17 protein-coding genes are annotated in these 21,700 nt (G+C 55.6%); 3 read left to right on the forward strand and 14 right to left on the reverse strand.

The window, feature by feature from the left end:
• Window positions 1-34: 34 nt before the first annotated feature.
• From rpsG to PG722_RS00385, 9 genes are all read right to left on the reverse strand, one after another.
• Window positions 35-505 carry a 30S ribosomal protein S7 gene (gene rpsG / locus PG722_RS00345; RefSeq protein WP_181967828.1) on the reverse strand — a complete coding sequence of 157 codons (471 nt, stop codon included), beginning with the start codon at window positions 503-505 and terminating at the stop codon, window positions 35-37.
• Window positions 506-841: 336 nt separating this feature from the next.
• Window positions 842-1,261 (reverse strand): 30S ribosomal protein S12, encoded by a 420-nt coding sequence (gene rpsL / locus PG722_RS00350; RefSeq protein WP_110436538.1) that lies wholly within the window; start codon window positions 1,259-1,261, stop codon window positions 842-844.
• A gap of 66 nt (window positions 1,262-1,327) precedes the next feature.
• A complete protein-coding gene (locus tag PG722_RS00355; protein ID WP_118285314.1) occupies window positions 1,328-1,570 on the reverse strand; it encodes a ribosomal L7Ae/L30e/S12e/Gadd45 family protein in 243 nt (80 codons plus the stop codon).
• 560 nt (window positions 1,571-2,130) lie between these two features.
• Complete coding sequence (gene rpoC, locus PG722_RS00360) at window positions 2,131-5,664, reverse strand: DNA-directed RNA polymerase subunit beta' (protein ID WP_270579322.1); 3,534 nt, start codon at window positions 5,662-5,664, stop codon at window positions 2,131-2,133.
• Window positions 5,665-5,717: 53 nt separating this feature from the next.
• Window positions 5,718-9,458, reverse strand: coding sequence for a DNA-directed RNA polymerase subunit beta (gene rpoB, locus PG722_RS00365; protein WP_270579323.1), 3,741 nt, complete (start codon window positions 9,456-9,458; stop codon window positions 5,718-5,720).
• 749 nt (window positions 9,459-10,207) lie between these two features.
• On the reverse strand, window positions 10,208-10,930 hold the full coding sequence (locus tag PG722_RS00370; RefSeq protein ID WP_110436534.1) for an amino acid ABC transporter ATP-binding protein: 723 nt from the start codon (window positions 10,928-10,930) through the stop codon (window positions 10,208-10,210).
• Window positions 10,917-11,699 (reverse strand): amino acid ABC transporter permease, encoded by a 783-nt coding sequence (locus PG722_RS00375; RefSeq protein WP_442861183.1) that lies wholly within the window; start codon window positions 11,697-11,699, stop codon window positions 10,917-10,919. Before PG722_RS00375 ends, PG722_RS00370 begins: the two co-directional genes overlap by 14 nt.
• 84 nt (window positions 11,700-11,783) lie before the next feature.
• Window positions 11,784-12,593: a basic amino acid ABC transporter substrate-binding protein gene (locus PG722_RS00380; protein WP_118480494.1), complete on the reverse strand. Its 810-nt coding sequence runs from the start codon at window positions 12,591-12,593 to the stop codon at window positions 11,784-11,786.
• A gap of 211 nt (window positions 12,594-12,804) precedes the next feature.
• On the reverse strand, window positions 12,805-13,227 hold the full coding sequence (locus tag PG722_RS00385; RefSeq protein WP_117751851.1) for a hypothetical protein: 423 nt from the start codon (window positions 13,225-13,227) through the stop codon (window positions 12,805-12,807).
• A gap of 131 nt (window positions 13,228-13,358) precedes the next feature.
• On the opposite strand from PG722_RS00385, the gene PG722_RS00390 reads away from it, so the two are divergent.
• The 3 genes from PG722_RS00390 to gltA all read left to right on the forward strand — a co-directional run bounded on the left by PG722_RS00390 (window position 13,359) and on the right by gltA (window position 16,009).
• Window positions 13,359-13,601, forward strand: coding sequence for an SH3 domain-containing protein (locus PG722_RS00390; protein WP_270579324.1), 243 nt, complete (start codon window positions 13,359-13,361; stop codon window positions 13,599-13,601).
• 160 nt (window positions 13,602-13,761) lie between these two features.
• Window positions 13,762-14,613, forward strand: a complete 852-nt coding sequence (locus PG722_RS00395) for a sulfide/dihydroorotate dehydrogenase-like FAD/NAD-binding protein (RefSeq protein WP_110436531.1) — start codon at window positions 13,762-13,764, stop codon at window positions 14,611-14,613.
• Window position 14,614: 1 nt separating this feature from the next.
• Window positions 14,615-16,009, forward strand: coding sequence for an NADPH-dependent glutamate synthase (gltA, locus tag PG722_RS00400; RefSeq protein ID WP_270579325.1), 1,395 nt, complete (start codon window positions 14,615-14,617; stop codon window positions 16,007-16,009).
• 247 nt (window positions 16,010-16,256) lie between these two features.
• Here gltA and PG722_RS00405 read toward each other — a convergent pair whose 3' ends face one another.
• The 5 genes from PG722_RS00405 to hprK form a co-directional block, all read right to left on the reverse strand.
• Entirely contained in the window at window positions 16,257-17,153 is an 897-nt protein-coding gene (locus PG722_RS00405) for a hypothetical protein (protein ID WP_270579326.1), read from the reverse strand.
• A 375-nt stretch (window positions 17,154-17,528) separates the two neighbouring features.
• The gene (locus tag PG722_RS00410) at window positions 17,529-18,377 is read right to left on the reverse strand and encodes a hypothetical protein (RefSeq protein ID WP_270579327.1); all 849 of its coding nucleotides are present in this window, start codon (window positions 18,375-18,377) and stop codon (window positions 17,529-17,531) included.
• 21 nt (window positions 18,378-18,398) lie between these two features.
• Window positions 18,399-19,796, reverse strand: coding sequence for a copper amine oxidase N-terminal domain-containing protein (locus tag PG722_RS00415; protein ID WP_270579329.1), 1,398 nt, complete (start codon window positions 19,794-19,796; stop codon window positions 18,399-18,401).
• A gap of 168 nt (window positions 19,797-19,964) precedes the next feature.
• Window positions 19,965-20,480: a hypothetical protein gene (locus PG722_RS00420; RefSeq protein WP_270579330.1), complete on the reverse strand. Its 516-nt coding sequence runs from the start codon at window positions 20,478-20,480 to the stop codon at window positions 19,965-19,967.
• A 99-nt stretch (window positions 20,481-20,579) separates the two neighbouring features.
• Window positions 20,580-21,512, reverse strand: a complete 933-nt coding sequence (gene hprK / locus PG722_RS00425; RefSeq protein ID WP_117492289.1) for an HPr(Ser) kinase/phosphatase — start codon at window positions 21,510-21,512, stop codon at window positions 20,580-20,582.
• Between the last annotated feature and the right edge of the window lie 188 nt (window positions 21,513-21,700).

Raw genomic sequence — 21,700 nt, forward strand, 5'->3', positions numbered from 1 at the left:
TCTCCTTTCAAAGCGTTATGCGGAAACCGACAGATTAATAGCGGTAGTGTGCGAACGCCTTGTTCGCCTCTGCCATCTTGTGGGTATCCTCGCGCTTCTTAACAGCACCGCCCAGATTGTTGCAAGCGTCCAGGATCTCGCCTGCCAGACGCTCACGCATGGTCTTTTCAGAACGAGCGCGGGAGTACTTGGTGATCCAACGCAGGCCCAGGGTCTGACGACGCTCCGGGCGAACTTCCATCGGCACCTGGTAGGTAGCGCCGCCTACACGGCGAGCCTTAACTTCCAGGGTCGGCATGATGTTTTCCATAGCCTCGGTGAAAACCTCCAGCGGTTCACGACCGGTCTTTTCACGAACGATATCGAAAGCACCATAAACAACCTTCTGCGAAACGCCCTTCTTGCCGTCGAGCATGATAGAGTTTACCAGCTTGGTGACGAGCTTGGAATTATAAAGCGGATCGGGCAGAACGTCTCTCTTGGGGACATTACCTCTTCTTGGCACTTTACTTCCCTCCTTCAAAAATATTTGATTTCATAGGTACTTCGGCGGATCTTTGACCGCCGTTGTTCATGCCTGTCCGAGGTAAAGGCCCGATTTATCCAATCGGAACTAAAATGCCTCAGACAAAGCATAGCTGCTTTGCTGAAAAATAACTTTCTCGCAAAACCTTGTGGGTTGGCTCCTTTGGCGGAGTAATTATCGCTTGTACACTTTGTAATGCACGCGCGTTTTGAGCAAGTATGGTCGTGTGAGACAAGGCGCAGCCACACGCCGCGTACAAAGGTACGCAAGTGCGGATGCAACGCAGTATCACGCGATCAGACGCCGCTCAAAAGATTACTTGCCTGCCTTCGGGCGCTTCGCGCCATACTTGGAACGAGCCTGACGACGGTTAGCAACACCCTGGGTATCCAGAGTACCACGGATGATGTGGTAACGAACACCAGGAAGGTCCTTTACACGACCGCCGCGAACCATAACTACAGAGTGCTCCTGCAGGTTGTGGCCTTCACCGGGGATGTAAGCGGAAACTTCCATCTGGTTGGTCAGCTTTACACGAGCTACCTTACGAAGAGCAGAGTTCGGCTTCTTCGGGGTCATGGTCTTAACCGTGGTGCAAACGCCGCGCTTCTGCGGAGCGGACTGATCGGTAGCCTTCTTCTTCTGAGAGTTGTAGCCTACCTGAAGAGCCGGTGCCGTAGACTTGGTAACGACTGCCTCACGACCCTTACGGACGAGTTGGTTAAAAGTTGGCATTTTATTTCCTCCTTCTTTCAAAGATATTTATGAAAAGCGCGTTTTGCGCAATTCAACAAAGAAAAATCAGTGCAGAACAACGACTACTGCCGCGCCGACATCAATGCCGACCGCATCGCCGAGCTCCGTCATTGTGGTGACCTCGGTAACTTCCATACCGTGTTCACTGCAAAGCTCATAAATCGGTCCGACGATTCGTTTTTCTGCGTCCAGCGCAACAAAGACCTGTGCGGCTGCGCCGTCCCGAATCGCTTTTTTCGACTGCTTTACACCGATCACCTTGTGCGCCGTGTGAAGTTCTGAAAGCATAATATTCCTCCTATACGGCATACTCCCATAGTATACGGGTTTGTCCCCTTGTTGTCAAGTGTTTTCTCGAAATTTTTTATTTTTTACGAGATTTTTCTTTTCCAGACAAATTTGACACCTGCCAAAAGGAGTTTCCGCAGGATACATTCAATGATTACGCTATACCGTAGGGTGCGACGACCTCGGCGCACCGTTTCTAACGATTGGTACACGTTATCCCGTAGGGGCGAGCAGTGCTCGCCCACGCATCCGTTTAACCATAGCGCAGGAGGCCAATGGCCTCCCCCTACGGGGTAACATTATGCAAACGGTTTACCAATAAATATGTGCCTGTCGTTATCGGTTTGCGGGCGAACAATGTTCGCCCCTACGGGGCAGATTGTACAGACCGGATAGATACGGTATCCATTCAGCATAAAATTGAAACGGAGAAACATCGTAAACCGTCACGGTAATTCTCCATTCTCAATTTTCCATTCGGCACAAGCAAAAACAGGAGAACACCTTACAGTGTTCCCCTGTTTTACTTAATCTATACAGCGTTTTCGGCTTTCTGCAAATCAGTCGAGATTTACAGTCTGCTCGTAGTGACCGGTGCAGTAATCGGACACACCCGAGCCGGCCGGAATCAGCTTGCCGATGATTACGTTCTCCTTCAGGCCCATCAGCGGATCGACCTTGCCCTTGATTGCGGCGTCGGTCAGCACGCGGGTGGTCTCCTGGAAGGATGCAGCGGACATCCAGGAATCGGTTGCGAGGGATGCCTTGGTGATACCCATGAGGGTCGGCTCCGCAACAGCCAGACGGAGACCTTCCTCGCCGGCGTCGATGCGTGCCTGCACCTTGTTGTTGTAATCCTCGAACTCGAGCCAGTCCATAACAGAACCCGGCAGAACCTCAGCGTCGCCTGCGTCCTCAACGCGAACCTTGCGCATCATCTGACGAACGATAACCTCAATATGCTTATCGTTGATATCTACGCCCTGCTGACGGTAAACCTTCTGAACTTCCTTGATCTCGTAGTCGTGAACGGCGCGAGGATCGAGGATACGCAGAATGTCATGCGGGTTGAGCGAGCCTTCGTTCAGCTGGAAGCCCTGCGGGATCTCCTGACCGTCGGTTACGCGGATACCGGAGGACGAAGCCAGCTGGTAGGAACGCATATCGCCGGTCTGCGGGTTGACGATGTTAACGGTCTTGACGGTGGTGCGCTTAGACTCCTCGATGGAGACCACGCCGCCGATCTCGGCAAGCGTTGCAGCCTTCTTCGGCTTGCGGGCCTCGAACAGCTCCTCAACTCGCGGAAGACCCTGCGTAATATCCGAACCTGCGACACCGCCGGTATGGAAGGTACGCATGGTAAGCTGGGTACCCGGCTCGCCGATGGACTGTGCTGCGATGATACCGACAGCCTCGCCCTTGCCGACCGGCGTGCCCATTGCCAGGTTGATGCCGTAGCAGTGCGCGCAGACACCCTTGCGGGCACGGCACTCGAGCACGGAGCGGATCTGAACGCGGGTGATGCCGGCGCCGACAACCGCATCGGCGTCAGCCTCGGTCATCATCTTGCTCTTGGGTACGATAACCTCACCGGTCTCCGGATTTACGATATCGTCAACCGGGAAGCGGCCGAGCAGACGCTCGCGCAGCGGCTCGATGATCTGGTTGCCTTCCTTGATATCCTCTACCCAGATACCCTTGGTTGCGCCGCAGTCGTCCTCACGGATGATAACGTCCTGAGAAACGTCTACCAGACGGCGGGTCAGGTAACCCGAGTCAGCGGTACGCAGTGCGGTATCGGCCATGCCCTTTCGAGCACCGCGGGCAGCGATGAAGTATTCGAGTACGGTCAGGCCTTCACGGAAGTTGGACTTGATCGGGATTTCGATGGTCTTACCGGAGGCAGATGCCATCAGGCCTCGCATACCGGCCAGCTGACGGATCTGGTTGATAGAACCACGGGCACCGGAATCCGCCATCATGTGAATCGGGTTGTAGCGCTGCTCCTTCATGTTGGCCTGCAGCTTTGCGGTAACCTTCTTGGTGGTTTCTTCCCACTCGGCTACGGTCAGACGGTAGCGCTCCTGATCGGTGATAAAGCCGCGCTTGTACTTGCGGTCGATCTTGGCAACCTTCTTCTCGGACTCGCGGATCATCTCGTCCTTGCCGTCCGGCACGAGCATGTCGGCTACGGCTACGGTCAGTGCACCCTTGGTGGAGTACTTGTAGCCCATCGCCTTGATGGAGTCGAGCACCTCAGCGGTGATATGGAAGCCGTGTACGCGGATACACTTGTCAATGATCTTGCCAAGCTCCTTCTTGCCGCAGGTGAACATGATCTCAAGATCAAACTTCTTGGACGGATCCGAGCGGTCAACAAAGCCGAGGTCCTGCGGGATGCGCTCGTTGAAGATCAGGCGGCCCGGGGTCGCGTCTACGATAGCGGACTCGGTCTTGCCGTTTACTTCCTTGGACAGACGAACCTTGATCGGCGCGTGAATGCCAACGATACCCTCGTTGTACGCCATCAGCGCCTCGTCCACATTGCGGAATACCTTGCCGGCGCCCGGCTCGGTATCGCGGTCGATGGTCAGGTAGTAGGAGCCGAGGACCATATCCTGAGACGGAATGGTAACCGGCTTGCCGTCCTGCGGCTTGAGCAGGTTGTTCGCGGACAGCATCAGCAGACGGGCCTCAGCCTGTGCCTCTGCGGACAGCGGAACGTGAACTGCCATCTGGTCGCCGTCAAAGTCGGCGTTGAATGCGGTACATACCAGCGGATGCAGGCGGATCGCACGGCCTTCTACGAGGACCGGCTCGAACGCCTGAATACCCAGACGGTGCAGGGTCGGTGCACGGTTCAGCATAACCGGATGACCCTTGATGATGCCCTCGAGCACGTCCCATACCTCGGGCTTTGCGCGCTCTACCATCTTCTTGGCGGACTTGATGTTCTGTGCGGTGCCGTCCTCAACCAGCTTCTTCATAACGAACGGCTTGAACAGCTCGAGTGCCATTTCCTTCGGCAGACCGCACTGATAGATCTTCAGATCCGGGCCTACGACGATAACCGAACGGCCGGAGTAGTCAACTCGCTTGCCAAGCAGGTTCTGACGGAAACGGCCCTGCTTGCCCTTCAGCATGTCGGACAGGGACTTGAGTGCACGGTTGTTCGGGCCGGTAACCGGACGGCCGCGGCGGCCGTTATCGATCAGGGCGTCAACAGCCTCCTGCAGCATGCGCTTCTCGTTGCGCACGATGATGTCCGGCGCACCCAGCTCGAGCAGACGTTTGAGACGGTTGTTGCGGTTGATGACGCGGCGGTACAGGTCGTTCAGGTCGCTCGTTGCGAAGCGGCCGCCGTCCAGCTGTACCATCGGGCGGATTTCCGGCGGGATGACCGGAACAACGTCCATGATCATCCACTCCGGGCGGTTGTGCGACAGACGGAAGGATTCAACAACCTCCAGTCGCTTGATGATGCGCAGGCGCTTCTGGCCGGAAGCCTCACGCAGCTCTGCGGTCAGCTCCTTGGAGAGCTGGTCGAGATCCAGCTCCGCGAGCAGCTCCTTGATGGACTCCGCGCCCATGCCGGCACGGAAGTCCTCGTCGTACTTTTCACGCATGTCGCGGTACTCAGCCTCGGTCAGGATCTGCTTCTTCATCAGCGGCGTGTCGCCCGGATCAATTACGATATAGTTTGCAAAGTACAGGACCTTCTCCAGTACACGCGGGCTGATGTCAAGGATCAGGCCCATGCGGGACGGGATGCCCTTGAAGTACCAGATGTGCGATACCGGCGCTGCCAGCTCAATGTGGCCCATGCGCTCGCGGCGGACCTTGGCCTTGGTGACCTCAACGCCGCACTTGTCGCAGATCTTGCCCTTGAAGCGGACCTTCTTGTACTTGCCGCAGTGGCACTCCCAGTCCTTGGTCGGTCCAAAGATACGCTCGCAGAACAGGCCATCGCGTTCCGGCTTGAGCGTACGGTAGTTAATGGTTTCGGGCTTCTTTACCTCGCCGTAAGACCACTGGCGGATCAGCTCGGGCGAAGCCAGACCGATCTTAATGGCGTTAAACGTATGATATCCCATATATTTTAAGATGCTCCTTCCCTATTCACAGATGATTTCACTTACGCTCAGCCTTATTCGCCCAGACCGTCGTCGAAATCACCTTCGGCATCGTCACCGCCATCCTCGGCGGGGTTATCCAGCGCAAAGAGATCGGTGTCGCCTTCCTCGGCATCGTTGATGCCGAAGCCTGCTGCGGTGAACTCGTCATCCGCGCCGGAGACAGCCTGCTCCATCGGACGGGTGTACTCAGCGGTCTCCTCGTCGTCGTCCTCAGACAGCTCGATCACTTCCATGTTCTCGTCCAGAACCTGAATATCCAGACACAGAGCCTGCAGCTCCTTGGTGAGTACCTTGAAGGATTCCGGAACGCCCGGCTGCGGTACGTTGTGACCCTTGACGATCGCCTCGTAGGTCTTGACACGGCCGGTGATATCGTCGGACTTGACGGTCAGGATCTCCTGCAGGGTATATGCGGCGCCGTATGCTTCCAGCGCCCAAACTTCCATCTCGCCGAAGCGCTGGCCGCCGAACTGCGCCTTGCCGCCCAGAGGCTGCTGGGTTACGAGCGAGTACGGGCCGGTCGAACGGGCATGGATCTTATCGTCTACCAGATGATGCAGCTTGAGGTAGTACATATAACCAACGGTTACGCGGTTATCGAACTTCTCACCGGTACGGCCGTCGTATACGACGCTCTTGCCGTCCTCGTTAACGCCTGCTGCAACCAGCGTCTCCTTGATATCCTCGAGCGTTGCGCCGTCAAATACCGGGGTCTCGACCTTCCAGCCGAGCTTCTTGGCAGCGAAGCCAAGGTGAACCTCGAGCACCTGACCGATGTTCATTCGAGACGGTACGCCCAACGGGTTCAGTACGATGTCGAGCGGACGGCCATCCTCCAGGAACGGCATATCCTCCTGCGGCAGAATGCGGGAAACGACACCCTTGTTGCCATGACGGCCTGCCATCTTATCGCCGACAGAGATCTTACGCTTCTGCGCGATATAAACGCGGACGACCATGTTGACACCGGGAGACAGCTCGTCGCCGTTCTCGCGGGTAAATACCTTAACGTCTACAACGATACCGGATTCGCCGTGCGGCGCACGCAGAGAGGTATCACGAACCTCGCGGGCCTTCTCGCCGAAGATCGCGCGGAGCAGGCGCTCCTCTGCGGTCAGCTCGGTCTCGCCCTTCGGGGTAACCTTGCCGACCAGAATGTCACCGGCACGAACCTCAGCGCCAACGCGGATGATGCCGCGCTCGTCGAGGTTGCGGAGTGCGTCCTCGCCGACGTTCGGGATATCACGGGTGATCTCCTCGGGTCCGAGCTTGGTATCACGGGATTCGGACTCGTACTCCTCGATATGGATGGAGGTGTAAACGTCGTCGCGTACCAGACGCTCGTTCAGCAGTACGGCGTCCTCGTAGTTGTAGCCTTCCCAGGTCATGAAGCCGATGAGGGCATTCTTGCCCAGTGCAACCTCGCCCTGATCGGTAGACGGGCCGTCGGACAGAACGTCGCCTGCCTTGACGCGCTCGCCCAGATCAACGATCGGACGCATGTTGATACAGGTGGACTGGTTGGAACGCATGAACTTGGTCAGCGGATAGGTCTTGTCGGTGCCGTTGTCGTAGTGTACGCAAACCTCGCGGGCGGTTACGCGGGTAACAACGCCGTCACCCTCTGCCAGCGGAATCGTACCGGAGTCAACAGCTGCCTTGTACTCCATGCCGGTTGCAACGATCGGAGCCTCGGTGCGGAGCAGCGGTACGGCCTGACGCTGCATGTTCGCGCCCATCAGTGCGCGGTTTGCGTCGTCGTGGTCGAGGAACGGGATGAATGCGGTAGCAACCGAGATCATCATGCGCGGAGAAACGTCCATCAGGTCAACGTCCTTGCGGTCTACCTCGACGAACTCATCGCGCATACGGCAGGTTACACGGTCGTTTACGAGGTTGTTGTTCTCGTCGAGCGGCTCGGTAGCCTGGCAGACGATGTACTCGTCCTCGACGTCCGCGGTCATGTAGCGAACCTCGTCGGTAACGTGGCAGCGGACCTCGCCGGTCTCCTCGTCCTTGATCTTTTCGATTACGCGGTACGGCGCCTCGATAAAGCCGAAGTCGTTGATGCGTGCGTAGGTTGCCAGATACGAGATCAGACCGATGTTCGGGCCTTCAGGGGTCTCGATCGGGCACAGACGGCCGTAGTGAGAATAGTGTACGTCTCGAACCTCGAAGGATGCACGGTCACGGGACAGACCGCCGGGACCGAGGGCGGACATACGGCGCTTGTGGGTCAGCTCTGCCAGCGGGTTGTTCTGGTCCATGAACTGCGACAGCGGAGAAGAACCGAAGAACTCCTTGATGGCGGCAGTTACCGGGCGGATGTTGATCAGGGACTGCGGCGTAACAACGTCGAGATCCTGAATGGTCATGCGCTCACGGATAACACGCTCCATGCGGGAGAAGCCGATGCGGAACTGGTTCTGCAGCAGCTCGCCTACGCAGCGCAGACGGCGGTTGCCCAGATGGTCGATATCGTCAACCGTGCCGATGCCGTGACCGAGGTTGAGCAGATAGCAGATGGAAGCGAGCATATCATCAACGATGATGGTCTTCGGAACCAGATCGAAGTGACGCTCCTTCACGGTCTTCTTCAGCTCGTCGCCCTGTACGCCGGAGTCGATGATCTCCTTGAGGACGGTGAAGCGAACCTTCTCCTTGAGACCCAGATCCTCTGCGGTTGCGCCGCCGAGGTACTCGGAGAAATCGTTTACGTCTACCATGCCGTTGCCGAACACCTTAACGGCAGTGCCCTCGGCAGACTCGATCACAACGCTGTTTACGCCGCGGGCAGCCATCATGGTTGCCTTCTCGCGGGAGAGAATCTCGCCGTCCTCAGCCAGAACCTCGCCGGTCATCGGGTCAGCGACTGCATTTACCAGCTTGTGGCCGGTGATGCGGCGTGCGATGTTCAGCTTCTTGTTGTACTTGTAGCGGCCGACTGCGGAAATGTCGTAGCGGCGCATATCGAAGAACATGGCGTCCATCAGAGAGGTAGCCGACTCCACAGAGGGCGGCTCGCCCGGACGCATCTTCTTGTAGATCTCGATGAGGGCTTCCTCGGCAGTGTGCGCCGGGTCCTTGTCGAGGGTTGCAACGATCAGCGGGTCCTCACCGAACAGCTCCTTGATCTCGGCATCGGTCTTAACGCCGATGGCACGGATGAAGCTGGTGATCGGAATCTTGCGGTTTTTATCAATGCGAACGTAGAAAACGTCGTTTGCATCAGTCTCGTACTCGAGCCATGCGCCGCGGTACGGGATTACGGTAGCGGAGAGCAGAACCTTGTCGGTCTTGTCAAGCTCCCTGCCGTAGTATACGCCCGGGGAACGAACGAGCTGAGATACGATCGCGCGTTCTGCACCGTTGATGATGAAGGTAGCAGCGTGGGTCATCTTCGGGAAATCACCCATGAAGATCTCCTGCTCCTTGATCTCGCCGGTCTCCTTGTTGCGCAGACGCATGCGGACCTTCAGCGGAGTTGCATACGTTGCATCTCGTGCCTTGCACTCCTCAATGCTGTACTTCGGCTCCTCGTCCATCGAAAAATCGAGGAAGGAAAGCTCCAGATTTCCGGTGTAGTCCGTGATGGACGCGGTATCGTCAAAAACCTCACGCAGGCCCTGATCCAGGAACCATTCGTAAGACTTCTTCTGCACCTCGATGAGATTCGGCATTTCGAGAATCTCTTCGATTCGTGCAAAGCTCTTTCGTGTGGTTTTGCCGTGCTGTACGTCTTTCACCTTCATGTGCTTTGATCACTCCGTTTCTTTCGGCTGTTGGTGTTGGTTGATACGCCCGGCGGCGTTGCGAAAACTTCATTCATTCGTCTTGCATTTTTCAGCAGACAGTGCTAACATAATGACAGGCATAGGAATAAGCCTGCAACTTTCAGCAGCAAACTATTATACCATGCTTTGAACAGATCCGTCAAGCATATGGCGAACAATAATTGCACAAAAAGGGAGAGGTTTTGTCCTCTCCCTTTGTTATTCTCCGCAAAAATCCCCTGTCAGACCACTGCATTGCAGCAGCATACCCGCTTACCCGTTTCTCGTCGTTATACGGCGGGCCGTGGGCAGCCTGCCCTACGGAAACGCTCCGAAGAAAAGCCGTCCGTTCGCCGAAACGGCAGGATGGGTCATCCTGCCCTACGGAAACACCCCGAAGAAAGTCGTCCGTTCACCGAAAAAAACAACCAAATAAACCGCAGCATACAAAAAAGGCACGCCTGACAGCGTGCCTTTTCACGTTCCGCGCGCAAAGCGCACGGAATACCATTCCCTGCCGCCTTTCGGCGAAGCCGGAACTGGCAGGGACAGGTCTGCCGCAGCAGACCGCATAAAATTCCCCATAAAAGTCAGGGCGTGTACCTGACTTTTATGCCACTGCCTCGGGACGCGTGTCCCGAGCCTCGTCCGCCGTGCGGACGAGAGGGGGATATCCGGAACAGTTTCCTCAGGAACTGTCCCGGTATCTAAGGGGGACAGCGTCCCCCTTAGAGGACTTTCGACAGAAAATCCTTCAGTCTCGGATGCTGCGGATTTGCGAAGAACTCCTTCGGCTCGTTCTGCTCTACGATATTGCCGCCGTCCATGAACAGCACGCGCGTTGCAACCTCGCGGGCAAAGCCCATCTCGTGAGTAACAACGACCATGGTCATGCCGTCGTCGGCCAGCTCCTTCATGATTTCGAGTACCTCACCGACCATTTCCGGGTCAAGCGCCGAGGTCGGCTCGTCGAACAGCATCACATCCGGATTCATTGCCAGCGCACGCGCGATGGCGATACGCTGCTGCTGACCGCCGGAAAGCTGTGCCGGATAGCTGTCCGCCTTGTCCGGCAGACCGACACGCGCAAGCAGCTCGAGCGCACGCTTGTCCGCCTCTTCATCGGTCATGACCTTGAGCTTGACCGGTGCCAGCTTGATATTCTCGCGCACGGTCAGGTGCGGAAACAGATTGAACTGCTGGAACACCATGCCCATACGGCGGCGCACCAGATTGATATCCGTGTCCTTGGCGGTAATGTTCTGTCCCTCGAAGATAATTTCGCCGCCGGTCGGCTCCTCGAGCAGGTTCAGGCAGCGCAGAAAGGTGGACTTGCCCGAGCCGGACGGGCCGATGACTACGACCTTCTCGCCCTTCTCGATATGCTCGTTGACACCCTTGAGTACCTCATGGTTGCCAAAGGATTTGTGCAGGTTTTTAACGTCGATCACTTTCGCGCAGCCTCCTCTCAAAAATGCCGAGCAGCTTGGTCAGGATGATAACGAGCACCAGATAGATGATCGCAAGGCTGACATACGGCACATAGGCCTGATAGGTATTGGACACAATATTCTGTGCCTGCTTGGTCACGTCGCGCAGCGCGATGACCGACACGAGCGAGGTATCCTTCAGCAGGGTGATCATCTCATTGCCGAGTGCCGGAAGAATGTTCTTGATCGCCTGCGGAATGACGATCAGACGCATGGTCTGTGCATAGTTCAGGCCGAGCGAACGGCCGGCCTCCATCTGACCCGGATTTACCGACATCAGACCGCCGCGCACGATCTCGGCAACATACGCGCCCGAGTTGATGCCCAGTGTAACGATGCCGCACACCAGACGTGCTGTATCATCCTTAGGCACCATGATAACAAAGCCCATGATCAGCAGCTGAACCATCATAGGCGTACCGCGGATGACGGTCAGATACAGCTTGCAGATTGCGTTGAGAATGCTCAGAATGATGTTGCTTTTGCCCATGCGGCGGGAATCATGCGCCGTGCGGACTATAGCGATCAGCAGACCGATGATAACACCGAGGATCAGTGCACCGATCGTGACCGCAAATGTGATTTTCAGACCGTTCAGGAACCATTTCCAGCGGTCCGCTGCGATAAAGGTCTGGTACAGCTGGAACAGCAGGTTCCGCAGACCCTCCGGCAGATTGACAACCGAATCCGGTACAATTTTCAGCCACTGGTCCATTGTAATACCGTTCACAGGTCATCCCCTCTTTCTTTTCATTTTACTGCAAAAGAGGGGCGGCGCTGAACCGTCCCTCTTCCTTTGTACGCGTTTGTTGATTTACTGTGCTGCGGAATCAGCGCTGATATACTTGTCAACGATGGACTGCAGGGTGCCGTCACCCTCGAGCTCCTTCAGAGCGCCGTTTACCTTGTCGAGCAGCTCGGTGTTGCCCTTCTTGATAGCGATCGCGTAATCCTCGTCAGCGTAAGCGGTGTCGAGGATCTTGAGGCCGCTGTTTGCAGCAACATAGTTCTTAGCCGGCTCCTGGTCGATAACAACGCAGTCGATCTGATCATTTACCAGTGCAGCAACTGCGAGCGGACCGTTGTTGAACTGCTTTACATGCTCCTGACCGTAGTCACCGGTGCAGTAGATGTCGCCGGTGGTGCCGGTCTGAACGCCGATGTTCTTGCCCTCCAGATCATCCGGAGAAGCGATATCGGAACCGTCCTTAACGATGATGACCTGAACGCCCTTTGCGTAGGAATCCGAGAAATCTACGTTCTCCTGACGATCCGGGGTAACGGTCATGCCAGCCAGCGCCACGTCGACGGTGTCGCTCTGCAGCGCCGGAATCAGGGAATCGAACTCCATATCGGTGACCTCGAGCTTCATGCCCAGCTTGTCAGCGATAGCAGCAGCAATGTCCACATCGATGCCCTGTACGTTACCGTCGTCGCCAACGAACTCGTACGGCGGGAAAGTAGCGTTAGTACCCATGCGCAGCGTGCCGCCGTCCGCAGAGGTAGATGTGGTGGAATCCTGTGCGTCGCTGCTGGAATCAGCGGTCTTGGAGCCGCCGCAGCCGGTCAGCAGCATAGAACCTGCCAGTACCATGCTCAGCATAGCAATGGAAAACTTCTTCATTTGTGTTAACTCCTTCCGATTTGACCCGTGCAAAACGGGCATCTTTTTCTAATATTGATTATTATACAGCGCGTTCTATAATAATGCAACCTAAATTTCAGCGAAATAAGTAGAAAAACACGTCTTTTTTCGTTGCTTTTGTGGCAGACCATCTATAATCCTCGTAAATCTTTCCCTTCTCCGCCGGACGTGGGTGCCCTACGGTAATAATTTATAACCTTATTGTAAATAAACCGGCTATCCGAAATACTTCCAGCACACCAATCTTTTGCGCTCTAAATTTATTACGAAGCGTTTTAGATATTCGCGGACAAGTCATTATAAAATCTATTACCTCCGCATATTCCCTACGCGTAATTCTCTTTTTCTGAGCTATTTTGCGAAGTGTTATTATCACTGTTTCCGGGATAACATGTCGCTCAACTACGCCACCACTCACACGTTTGTGTTCCACCGGCAGCATACTTTCGTAATCCATTATAGAACAATTTCTATCCTGCTTATGCCCCAGACAAATTTTTACTGACCGCGGCAATTCAATTTCAATATCTTCATCATATTCTAACGGTGCAAACGATTCCGGAACCGATTTAGACCATTTCATCTCTTTACGGTGCTTCGTAGTAGAACTCATGCTTCTCGCCACCTTTTTAAGATACAATAATTATACCATTAACAGCATATACAATCAATCATTCTCAATTCTCCATTATCAATTTTCCATTTTCCATCATAGTCTGCTGTGACAAGATTTGGAGGTGCCCTATGTCCCCTGTTATATATGTATCGCCTGCGTTTCGCACGGCCTGCGCCGAGCCGCGCGGCGCGCTTCTCCTGCTGCACTCCGATCCGGTTCGCTCCGCGCCGATTGTCGGCAGTGCGGCAAGCGGTGCGCGCCTGTTCATCCTGTGCGAGCAGAACGGCTGGTGTCATGTACGCACGCGCACAGCCTGCGGCTGGGTTCCGAAAACCGACATTGTGCTGTTTTACTGCCGTCCGGCTTTGTGAAGCTTTCGTCAAACCAGTTAATTTTTTGACAAACAAGGTGTGTTTTCATCAATTCTGCCCATTTTTACTACTGATTTTTCATTTTCACTTGCGTTGCTTAAAGCGATACAGTATAATGTAAAATGTTCGATGCGACAATCGCAAGGAGGTACGAAAAAGAGTGTATCAGATTTTGAAAAAGCAAACGCTGAACGCAAACACCAAGCTGATGGTGATCGAGGCACCGCACGTTGCCCGCAAGGCAGAGCCGGGTCAGTTCATCATCCTGCGTGTCAGCGCAGAGGGCGAGCGTATTCCGCTCACGATCGCAGATTTTGACCGCGAAAAGGGTTCTGTCACGATCATTTTCCAGGAGGTCGGTGCAACGACGATGGCGCTCGGCGCACTGAATGAGGGCGACTGCCTGCATGATTTTGTCGGTCCGCTCGGCAAGGCGAGCGAGCTTGAGGGTCTCAAGAAGGTCGCTGTTGTCGGCGGCGGTCTGGGCTGCGCGATCGCATATCCGCAGGCAAAGAAGCTGCACGAAATGGGCGCTGAGGTTGACCTGATCGCCGGTTTCCGCAACAAGGACATCATCATCCTCGAGGACGAGATGAAGAACGCCTGCACCAACCTGCACATCGTGACCGATGACGGCTCGAACGGCCGCAAGGCACTGGTTACGCAGGTACTCAAGGAACTGATTGACGCGGGCAACCAGTACGATGCCGTAATCGCCATCGGCCCGATGATTATGATGAAGTTTGTCTGCGAGACCACCCGTCCGTACGGCATCAAGACCATCGTTTCCATGAACACCATCATGGTTGACGGTACCGGCATGTGCGGCGGCTGCCGTCTTACCGTTGGCGGCGAGACCAAGTTCGCCTGCGTTGACGGCCCGGATTTCGACGGTCACCTCGTTGATTTTGACAGTGCAATGCGCCGCGGTGCCATGTACAAGGCACAGGAGCGCGCGGCAGTAGAGCGCCGCGAGGAGCATTGCAATCTGTTCAAGAAGGAGGTCAAGTAACATGCCGAATATGAATCCGAAGAAGTGCCCGATGCCCGAGCAGGCACCGGACGTCCGCAATAAGAACTTTGAAGAGGTAACGCTCGGCTATACCGCTGAAATGGCGATTGAGGAAGCGCAGCGCTGCCTGAACTGCAAGAACAAGCCCTGCATGACCGGCTGCCCGGTACAGGTTAAGATTCCGGAGTTCATCGCTCTGGTTGCCGAGGGCAAGTTCCTCGAGGCGGCTGCCAAGATCAAGGAGACCTCCGCTCTGCCCGCTGTCTGCGGCCGTGTATGCCCGCAGGAGAGCCAGTGCGAGTGCCACTGCGTACGCGGCATCAAGGGCGAGGCTGTAGCAATCGGCCGTCTGGAGCGTTTCGTTGCCGATTATGCGCGCGAAAACAGCACCGAGAAGGCGGTAAAGCCGGAGTCCAACGGTCACAAGGTTGCCATCGTCGGTGCAGGCCCGGCCGGCCTGACCTGTGCAGGCGATCTGGCTCGTATGGGTTACGAGGTTACCGTTTTCGAGGCTCTGCACACCGCCGGCGGCGTTCTGATGTACGGCATTCCGGAGTTCCGTCTGCCCAAGACCATCGTGCAGAAGGAAATCGACACGCTGAAGGACCTCGGTGTTGAGTTTGTTCTGAACTTCGTTGTAGGCCGTTCTGAGACCATCGACGAGCTGTTCGGTGACGGTTACGAGGCCATCTTTGTAGGCTCCGGTGCCGGCCTGCCGACCTTTATCGGTGTTCCGGGCGAGAACGCAAACGGCGTTTACTCCGCAAACGAGTACCTGACCCGCATCAATCTGATGAAGGCGTACAAGGAAAACGCCGACACCCCGATCTACCACGCAAAGAAGGTCGCAGTAGTCGGCGGCGGCAACGTTGCAATGGATGCTGCCCGCTGTGCAAAGCGCATGGGCGCGGAAGAGGTCTACATCGTATACCGCCGTTCCGAAAAGGAGCTTCCGGCTCGTCTCGAGGAGGTTCACCACGCGAAGGAAGAGGGCGTTGTGTTCAAGTTCCTGACCGCGCCGCTCGAGGTGCTGTCTGACGAGAACTTCAACGTCACCGGCCTCAAGTGCCAGAAGATGGAGCTGGGCGAGCCTGACGCATCCGGCCGCCGCCGCCCGATTCCGGTCGAGGGCAGCGAGTTCGTCATCGACCTCGACTGCGTTATCGCGGCGATCGGCACCAGCCCGAACCCGCTCATCCGCCACACCACGCCGGGTCTGGATACCAACCGCAAGGGCTGCATCGTGGCTGACGATGAGCACGGCATCACCTCCAAGGACGGCGTATTCGCCGGCGGCGATGCTGTTACCGGCGCAGCTACCGTTATCCTCGCCATGGGCGCCGGCAAGCGCGCCGCGGCTGCGATGGACGAGTACATTAAGAATAAGAACAAGTAATTTTTTGCTTGCTTATGTGAAAAAGAACCTGTCTTACGGCAGGTTCTTTCAGCTTGTCGAAAAAGTTAGATTTTTATTTTGTGCTTCGTGCGACAGCACGCATAAAATAGAATTTGCGCAGCAAATTCATAAAAACCGGGGGCGTGTACCTCGGTTTTTATACAAGGGAAGAAAAAATGTGTCCGGAGGACGCGGTTTTTCGACAGCCTCAAAGAACCTGTCTTACGACAGGTTCTTTTCTTATGCTCTAAAATAAATCGAGCATATTATCCAGATAGATTTCTTCTCTCACGCGCAGCTGATACGCCGGTTTTGTCATATAATGCAGCAAAAACTCGAGGATCAGCGCGCTGCCCAGTCCCCTGCCTTCAATCTTGAACTGTGAAAATCCCATCGGCAGATACGTCCGCAAAATAGCATCAACGCCGATGAACCCCGGATTTTCCATCGCCTTGGAGAACCGATAGCCGCTCTGTGCATCCGGTGCTTTACACCGGTGCTCGCAGTCCTCGCCGAGATTTTTGCGGCTGACAACCTCGTAGCATTGCTTACGGTCACTGCACCCGAACCAGCAGCACTCATTGCACAAAAATTCCACCTTATCTTTGTGCACCTGCGACAAGGCGTTCCATTCGTCAAACCGCTTATTCAATCGAAAATCCGGCACGACATACCGAAATTCTTCCCTGTCCAGCTCGCGCCGGAAATCGTCAAAATCGGTCAGTACCTTGGTTGTGGACGACACGAGGTACAGCGCCGGATACCGCGCCCGCAGGTAATCGGTCAGCAGCTCGGAATGCACGATTACGCCGTTTTCCACGCTGTTTACCTGCGAAAACAACTCGCATAGTGCATTGCATTTGCGGTCGGACAGGTGTTCCTCGCGCAGAAGCGAATTGCTGAATGTCAGCCGCGCGGAAATGCCGTATTCCTGCGCCAGAGCCAGCGCTTCGCGTGCGCCGCACTCACCGAAACCCGCTCGTCCGCCTCCCCAGAGGCAGTCCGCCGGTGCGCCGTAAATGGACCCAATCTCACACCAGTCATAAAACCAGTCACGATTTGCGCGGTATAACGGTAGGAATGCGCGGTAAAACTCGTAAAATTCAAACAATCCGGGCAGATGATAGTATGCTTTGGCTGACACGGCCGCTCGCCTCCTTTGCTCCGTATAGCATACCACAAAATGCCGAAATACGCAAAAGAACCTGTCGATTGACAGGTTCTTTTGAGGCTGTCGCGAAACTACCGTTTCGCCGACAAGCAGGAACGGACCGTGGGCCGTTCCAAAGTCGTCCGAAAGTTCCTATACAGAAACTTTCTCCCTCCAGAAGTTCAAAAGGGGCGCTATCCTTGCGCGGCTTCTCGGCCGCGCTGCGCTGATACATGCTCCCCCTTTTTGAGCATTTGCAGAGCAAATGCTATTTCATGCGCGCTACCGCGCGAAATGCTGAAAAAATGCTGACTATACGACTTTTTCGACAGACTGAAAAGAACCTGTCGATTGACAGGTTCTTTTCACTCAAACCCACGGAAATATCATGTGCACGCTGAACAAAGTTGCGGCTGCGCTCAGTGCGTTGGCGCACAGCGCGTAAGCGACCGGATGAGCCGTTTCCCGCCGGGTCTGCAGCCGTTTGCGGTAAATAACGGCCTCGACGATCCAAATCACAAGCTCAAGCGGCGCAAATACCAGATACCGGTAGAATGGCATGCCAATCCACATGCAGGCCGCCGTTACGACTGTGAGCAGCAGCTGCGTGCCGATGTTGACGACGAAGAACAGCTTTGCGTTGCGCCTGTCCCAGAAGCCGAACGGCAGCAGCAGGATTCCCTCTATTAGCAGCGTCGGCAGCAGCGAGGACGCGAACTGTTTGAGATATGTCAGCAGCGGATTTCCGGTTTTTACCGTATTATCCGCAAAGTCACAGGTGAATATCTGCTGCAGCTGTGTGCGCTTCATCACCTCAGAAAAGTTTACTTTCTGCTGAGAATCATCATAAATCGCAATCCGAAACGTGTCCGGCGTGCCGAAATAGCTGAACACAAACATGTCCTTGTCCGGATGCTTGTAAAACAGCGGTGCAGGCGTGCCGTCCAGCATGGCATAGTGCCAGCCGTCCATGCGGTCGCGCTCCAACGCATCCAGCGGCAGCGATGCACGGTCGATGTGGTTCCACTCTATATTGTCGATGCATTGCTCGGGTATCTCGCCCGGAATGAGCAGGTCAACGTAGTAATCGCCGTCCGGCGCATTCTGCACCTGAATGGTGATCTGCGGTTTCGGGCCCGAATCCGCACTTGCGGAGACCGGCAGCACGGCCAGCAGGAACGCGGCTATGCACAGGCAGGCTTTCCACTTTTGTTTCATGGCGGTCATCCTTTCTCGTATTTAGTTCTCCGTTCCACCGAGATACAGCGCATTCCCCTTCATTTCAACCTGTTCTCCGAGCAGTTCAAACAGCTTTGCCGGAACCCACGTCTTGCCATCAGCGAAATACGGCGCCGCGCCGAACGAAACCGGTGCTTCCGTGCCGTCGCCGTTCATCACCGAACGGATATAGGAATCCTCACCGATGTTTATATGCGTCATAACCTTGCCGTTGTTCATCTTCGCCTGACGGTTCTCTATGTCCCACGTCACGGTGTAGCCGAGGGCTTCGCCGACCTCACGGAGCGGCACCATAGCCACGCCGTTTTCCATGCGCCCTTTGTCGAGCGTCTTGTCCTTGCACACGATGTTAAACGCATTCATCTCATCGGCTTCTCCGGTGAAAGCATTCGGCACCCCGCCGAGATACAGCGCGTCCCCGCGCATCTCAATCTGCTCGCCGAGCAGGCCGAACAGCTCCGCCGGAACCCACGTTCTGCTCTGTGCGATATAGGGCGCGGCGCCGAGTGCTCCCGGGCGGCTCATGCCGTCCGCGTCCGGCAGAGCGGTTGCGCGGAAATACTCGTCCTGACCGATGGTCACAGTCGTCTGCACCGTGCCGTTGGTGAGGTGCACCGTGCGGTCCTTCGCATTCCATTTGACCGTAAAGCCGCACAGCTCGGCGGTCAGGCGCAGCGGAACCATGGCCACGCCGTTTGTTATGCGGCCTTCGCCAGCGGCTATGTCGCCCTCAATGACGATGGCGAACGTATCGTCCTCAGAAGGCAGCAGCACAACCTTGTCCGTGCCCGCCTGTGCCGGATAGGATTCCAGAATCGTATCATACCATGCGAAAAACCGGGTTCCCATGCGGATATCATCGAGTTTCGCCTTGTTTTTCGTGCCGAACGGCGTAACAGACGCATTCCGCGCAATGTTCAGCATCAGGCTGCCGTCGCTTGCCTGCACGGTCAGACTGCCGTCCGCATTTCTCTTCACCTGCTCGGCAGACAGCAGGCTTGCAGGCTCGTGTTCGTCGGTCAGATTGACCAGAACCGCCTTGGCATACACCTGCGGCGGCTCGGACAGCGCCATCATTTCCCCGCAGTAGAGGTACACCTTGTCACCCTTTTTGATATCCTGTGCGCCTGCCGGCAGACCGGTCTGCGTGTCCATGATGATCGTCTGCTCCGCAATGTGCACCACAACTGTGCCTGCGGTTTCAGTGCTGACGGTCAGCTCGCCGTCCTGCCTGTCGGTTACTGTGGCGCGCACGCCGTACAGGTCAAGCTCCGCGTGCTCGGCAGAGTCGGTCGCTGCCGCGTCCGTGTCGATCAGGTTCACCGCTCCTGCGGGAATCGCGCTCATGCCGAACAGCACCGCTGCAACCAATGCCGCCATTCGTTTTTTCTCCATCATAATAACTACCTCCTTTTTATACCCAGTTAGACGGTCCGGAAGCGGTTTTGTTCCCGGTTTTCTTTCGGTGAGTGCAACAAAAAACATCCGCTCTGTTTAGTCGTTTTCCCTAAAAGAAAACGCAGGCAAAAGACATGACCGTCAAAGTCACGCTTTTGCCTGCATACCTTATTTATTTCGTTCCAGAGAGGCTTCGTGCGCCGTCTCCATTTTGCTCAGCAGCTCCGCCGCCGGTCCTTCCGGATAGTCGGCTTTGCACGATTCCATTACCTGTGCAAACTCCTCCGAGCCGTCATGCCATGCGGCATCCGCCGAGGCAATCTGCCCGCAGATGAACTCTGCCGCCGGTGTGCTGTCGTCCGACGATACCGTCTGATCCCCCATCAGCACCAGATACGCCAGAACAGTATGCGGCGATTCCAGAAAACGGCTCCGCAGCTCCTCGCACGCGCCCTCACTCGGCCCGCCATCGGACGTGAGCGTAAACGCGATCAGCCTGTCGAGCGCGACCGTGTCCCTATGCGCCATCACATACGCAGCGTCATCGCTGTTTGTATCGGTGCTGACTGCCGTCCAGTCGGTCTTTGCCAGCTCGGACACAACCGCCTGCGCGCAGGAATCCGCCGTCTGCGACACCTTTTCCCCACCGGCACCGCTGCATCCTGAAAGAAGAACAGACGCCATACATACCAATACCGCTGCTTTTTTCATAAAGATCCCCACCTTTTATTGAATTGTTGAAGGCAGCACCGCTTGCATGGTGCGGTATTGCCTTACCTTTTATCAGTTGCCGTACTGCTTGAGCATACGCTCCTGCAGTTCCTTTGCTGCGTTGAAGCCCATCTTCTTCTGACGGTCATTCATCGCTGCAACCTCGATGATAACGGCAAGGTTACGACCGGGCTTTACCGGAATGGTCAGGCTCGGAACCGCGATATCGAGGATGGAGGTCGTCTGGCTGTCCATGCCGAGACGGTCGTACTGCTTGCCGTCTTCCCACGGCTCGAGGTTGATGACAAGCTCAACCTTTTCGGTCATTTTAATCGCGCCGACACCGAAGATACGGCGAACATCAACAATGCCAATACCGCGCAGCTCGATAAAGTGGCGGATAACCTCGGGCGCCGTACCGACGAGCGTCTTGTCGGATACGCGCTTGATTTCAACCGCGTCGTCCGCGATCAGACGGTGGCCGCGCTTTACCAGCTCGATCGCGGTCTCGGACTTGCCGACACCGGAGTCACCGAGCAGAAGCACGCCTTCGCCGTAGATTTCGATGAGTACGCCATGCAGCGTAACACGCGGTGCAAGATTGACCTTGAGGGAGGCGATGATCGCACTCATGATGGTAGAGGTAAACTCATTGGTACGGAGGATCGGCACACCGTGCTCCTGTGCAGCCGCAAGGCACTCCGGAAATACGTCAATGTTGCGCGAGAGCAGCAGCACAGGGATGCCGGTCTCGAACAGACGGTCGAAACGGCTGCGGCGCTCCTCGCTCGACAGACCCTCTACATAACTGGACTCAACCTTGCCCATGATCTGGATACGGTTCGGATCGAAATAATCAAAAAATCCTGCCAGCTGCAAACCGGGACGGTTTACGTCGTCCTTGGTGATCTCGGTCTTTTCAAAGCCTTCCGGACCGTAAACGACCTCAAAATTAAATTCATGGATCAGATCGCCCAAGCTGACACCGAATTCTTTTAACTGCATAAGTATAATGCTCCCTTCCGCTGTGGCAGGTATTCTATATCCTCTTTACTCTGCTGTTTTATTGCTGTATAATACATATTACTGTATAATACATAAAGTAGATATAGATGTATTATACCCTATTTTCCTGTTATTTTCAACGATTTCCGCACGGACCGCAGGAAAACTTGAAATTTTCTCTTTTTCTG

Origin of the sequence: Butyricicoccus sp. OF27-2pH9A (assembly GCF_027693185.1) — a bacterium.
In the GTDB taxonomy this organism is placed as follows: Bacteria; Bacillota; Clostridia; order Oscillospirales; family Butyricicoccaceae; genus Agathobaculum; species Agathobaculum butyriciproducens.

Excerpts from the sequence above, each read along its gene's own strand:
- rpsL (WP_110436538.1), bottom strand. The coding sequence starts at position 1,261 with ATGCCAACTTTTAACCAACTCGTCCGTAAGGGTCGTGAGGCAGTCGTT.
- PG722_RS00355 (WP_118285314.1), bottom strand. The coding sequence starts at position 1,570 with ATGCTTTCAGAACTTCACACGGCGCACAAGGTGATCGGTGTAAAGCAG.
- rpoC (WP_270579322.1), bottom strand. The coding sequence starts at position 5,664 with ATGGGATATCATACGTTTAACGCCATTAAGATCGGTCTGGCTTCGCCC.
- rpoB (WP_270579323.1), bottom strand. The coding sequence starts at position 9,458 with ATGAAGGTGAAAGACGTACAGCACGGCAAAACCACACGAAAGAGCTTT.
- PG722_RS00380 (WP_118480494.1), bottom strand. The coding sequence starts at position 12,593 with ATGAAGAAGTTTTCCATTGCTATGCTGAGCATGGTACTGGCAGGTTCT.
- PG722_RS00385 (WP_117751851.1), bottom strand. The coding sequence starts at position 13,227 with ATGAGTTCTACTACGAAGCACCGTAAAGAGATGAAATGGTCTAAATCG.
- PG722_RS00390 (WP_270579324.1), top strand. The coding sequence starts at position 13,359 with ATGTCCCCTGTTATATATGTATCGCCTGCGTTTCGCACGGCCTGCGCC.
- gltA (WP_270579325.1), top strand. The coding sequence starts at position 14,615 with ATGCCGAATATGAATCCGAAGAAGTGCCCGATGCCCGAGCAGGCACCG.
- PG722_RS00410 (WP_270579327.1), bottom strand. The coding sequence starts at position 18,377 with ATGAAACAAAAGTGGAAAGCCTGCCTGTGCATAGCCGCGTTCCTGCTG.
- PG722_RS00415 (WP_270579329.1), bottom strand. The coding sequence starts at position 19,796 with ATGATGGAGAAAAAACGAATGGCGGCATTGGTTGCAGCGGTGCTGTTC.
- PG722_RS00420 (WP_270579330.1), bottom strand. The coding sequence starts at position 20,480 with ATGGCGTCTGTTCTTCTTTCAGGATGCAGCGGTGCCGGTGGGGAAAAG.
- hprK (WP_117492289.1), bottom strand. The coding sequence starts at position 21,512 with ATGCAGTTAAAAGAATTCGGTGTCAGCTTGGGCGATCTGATCCATGAA.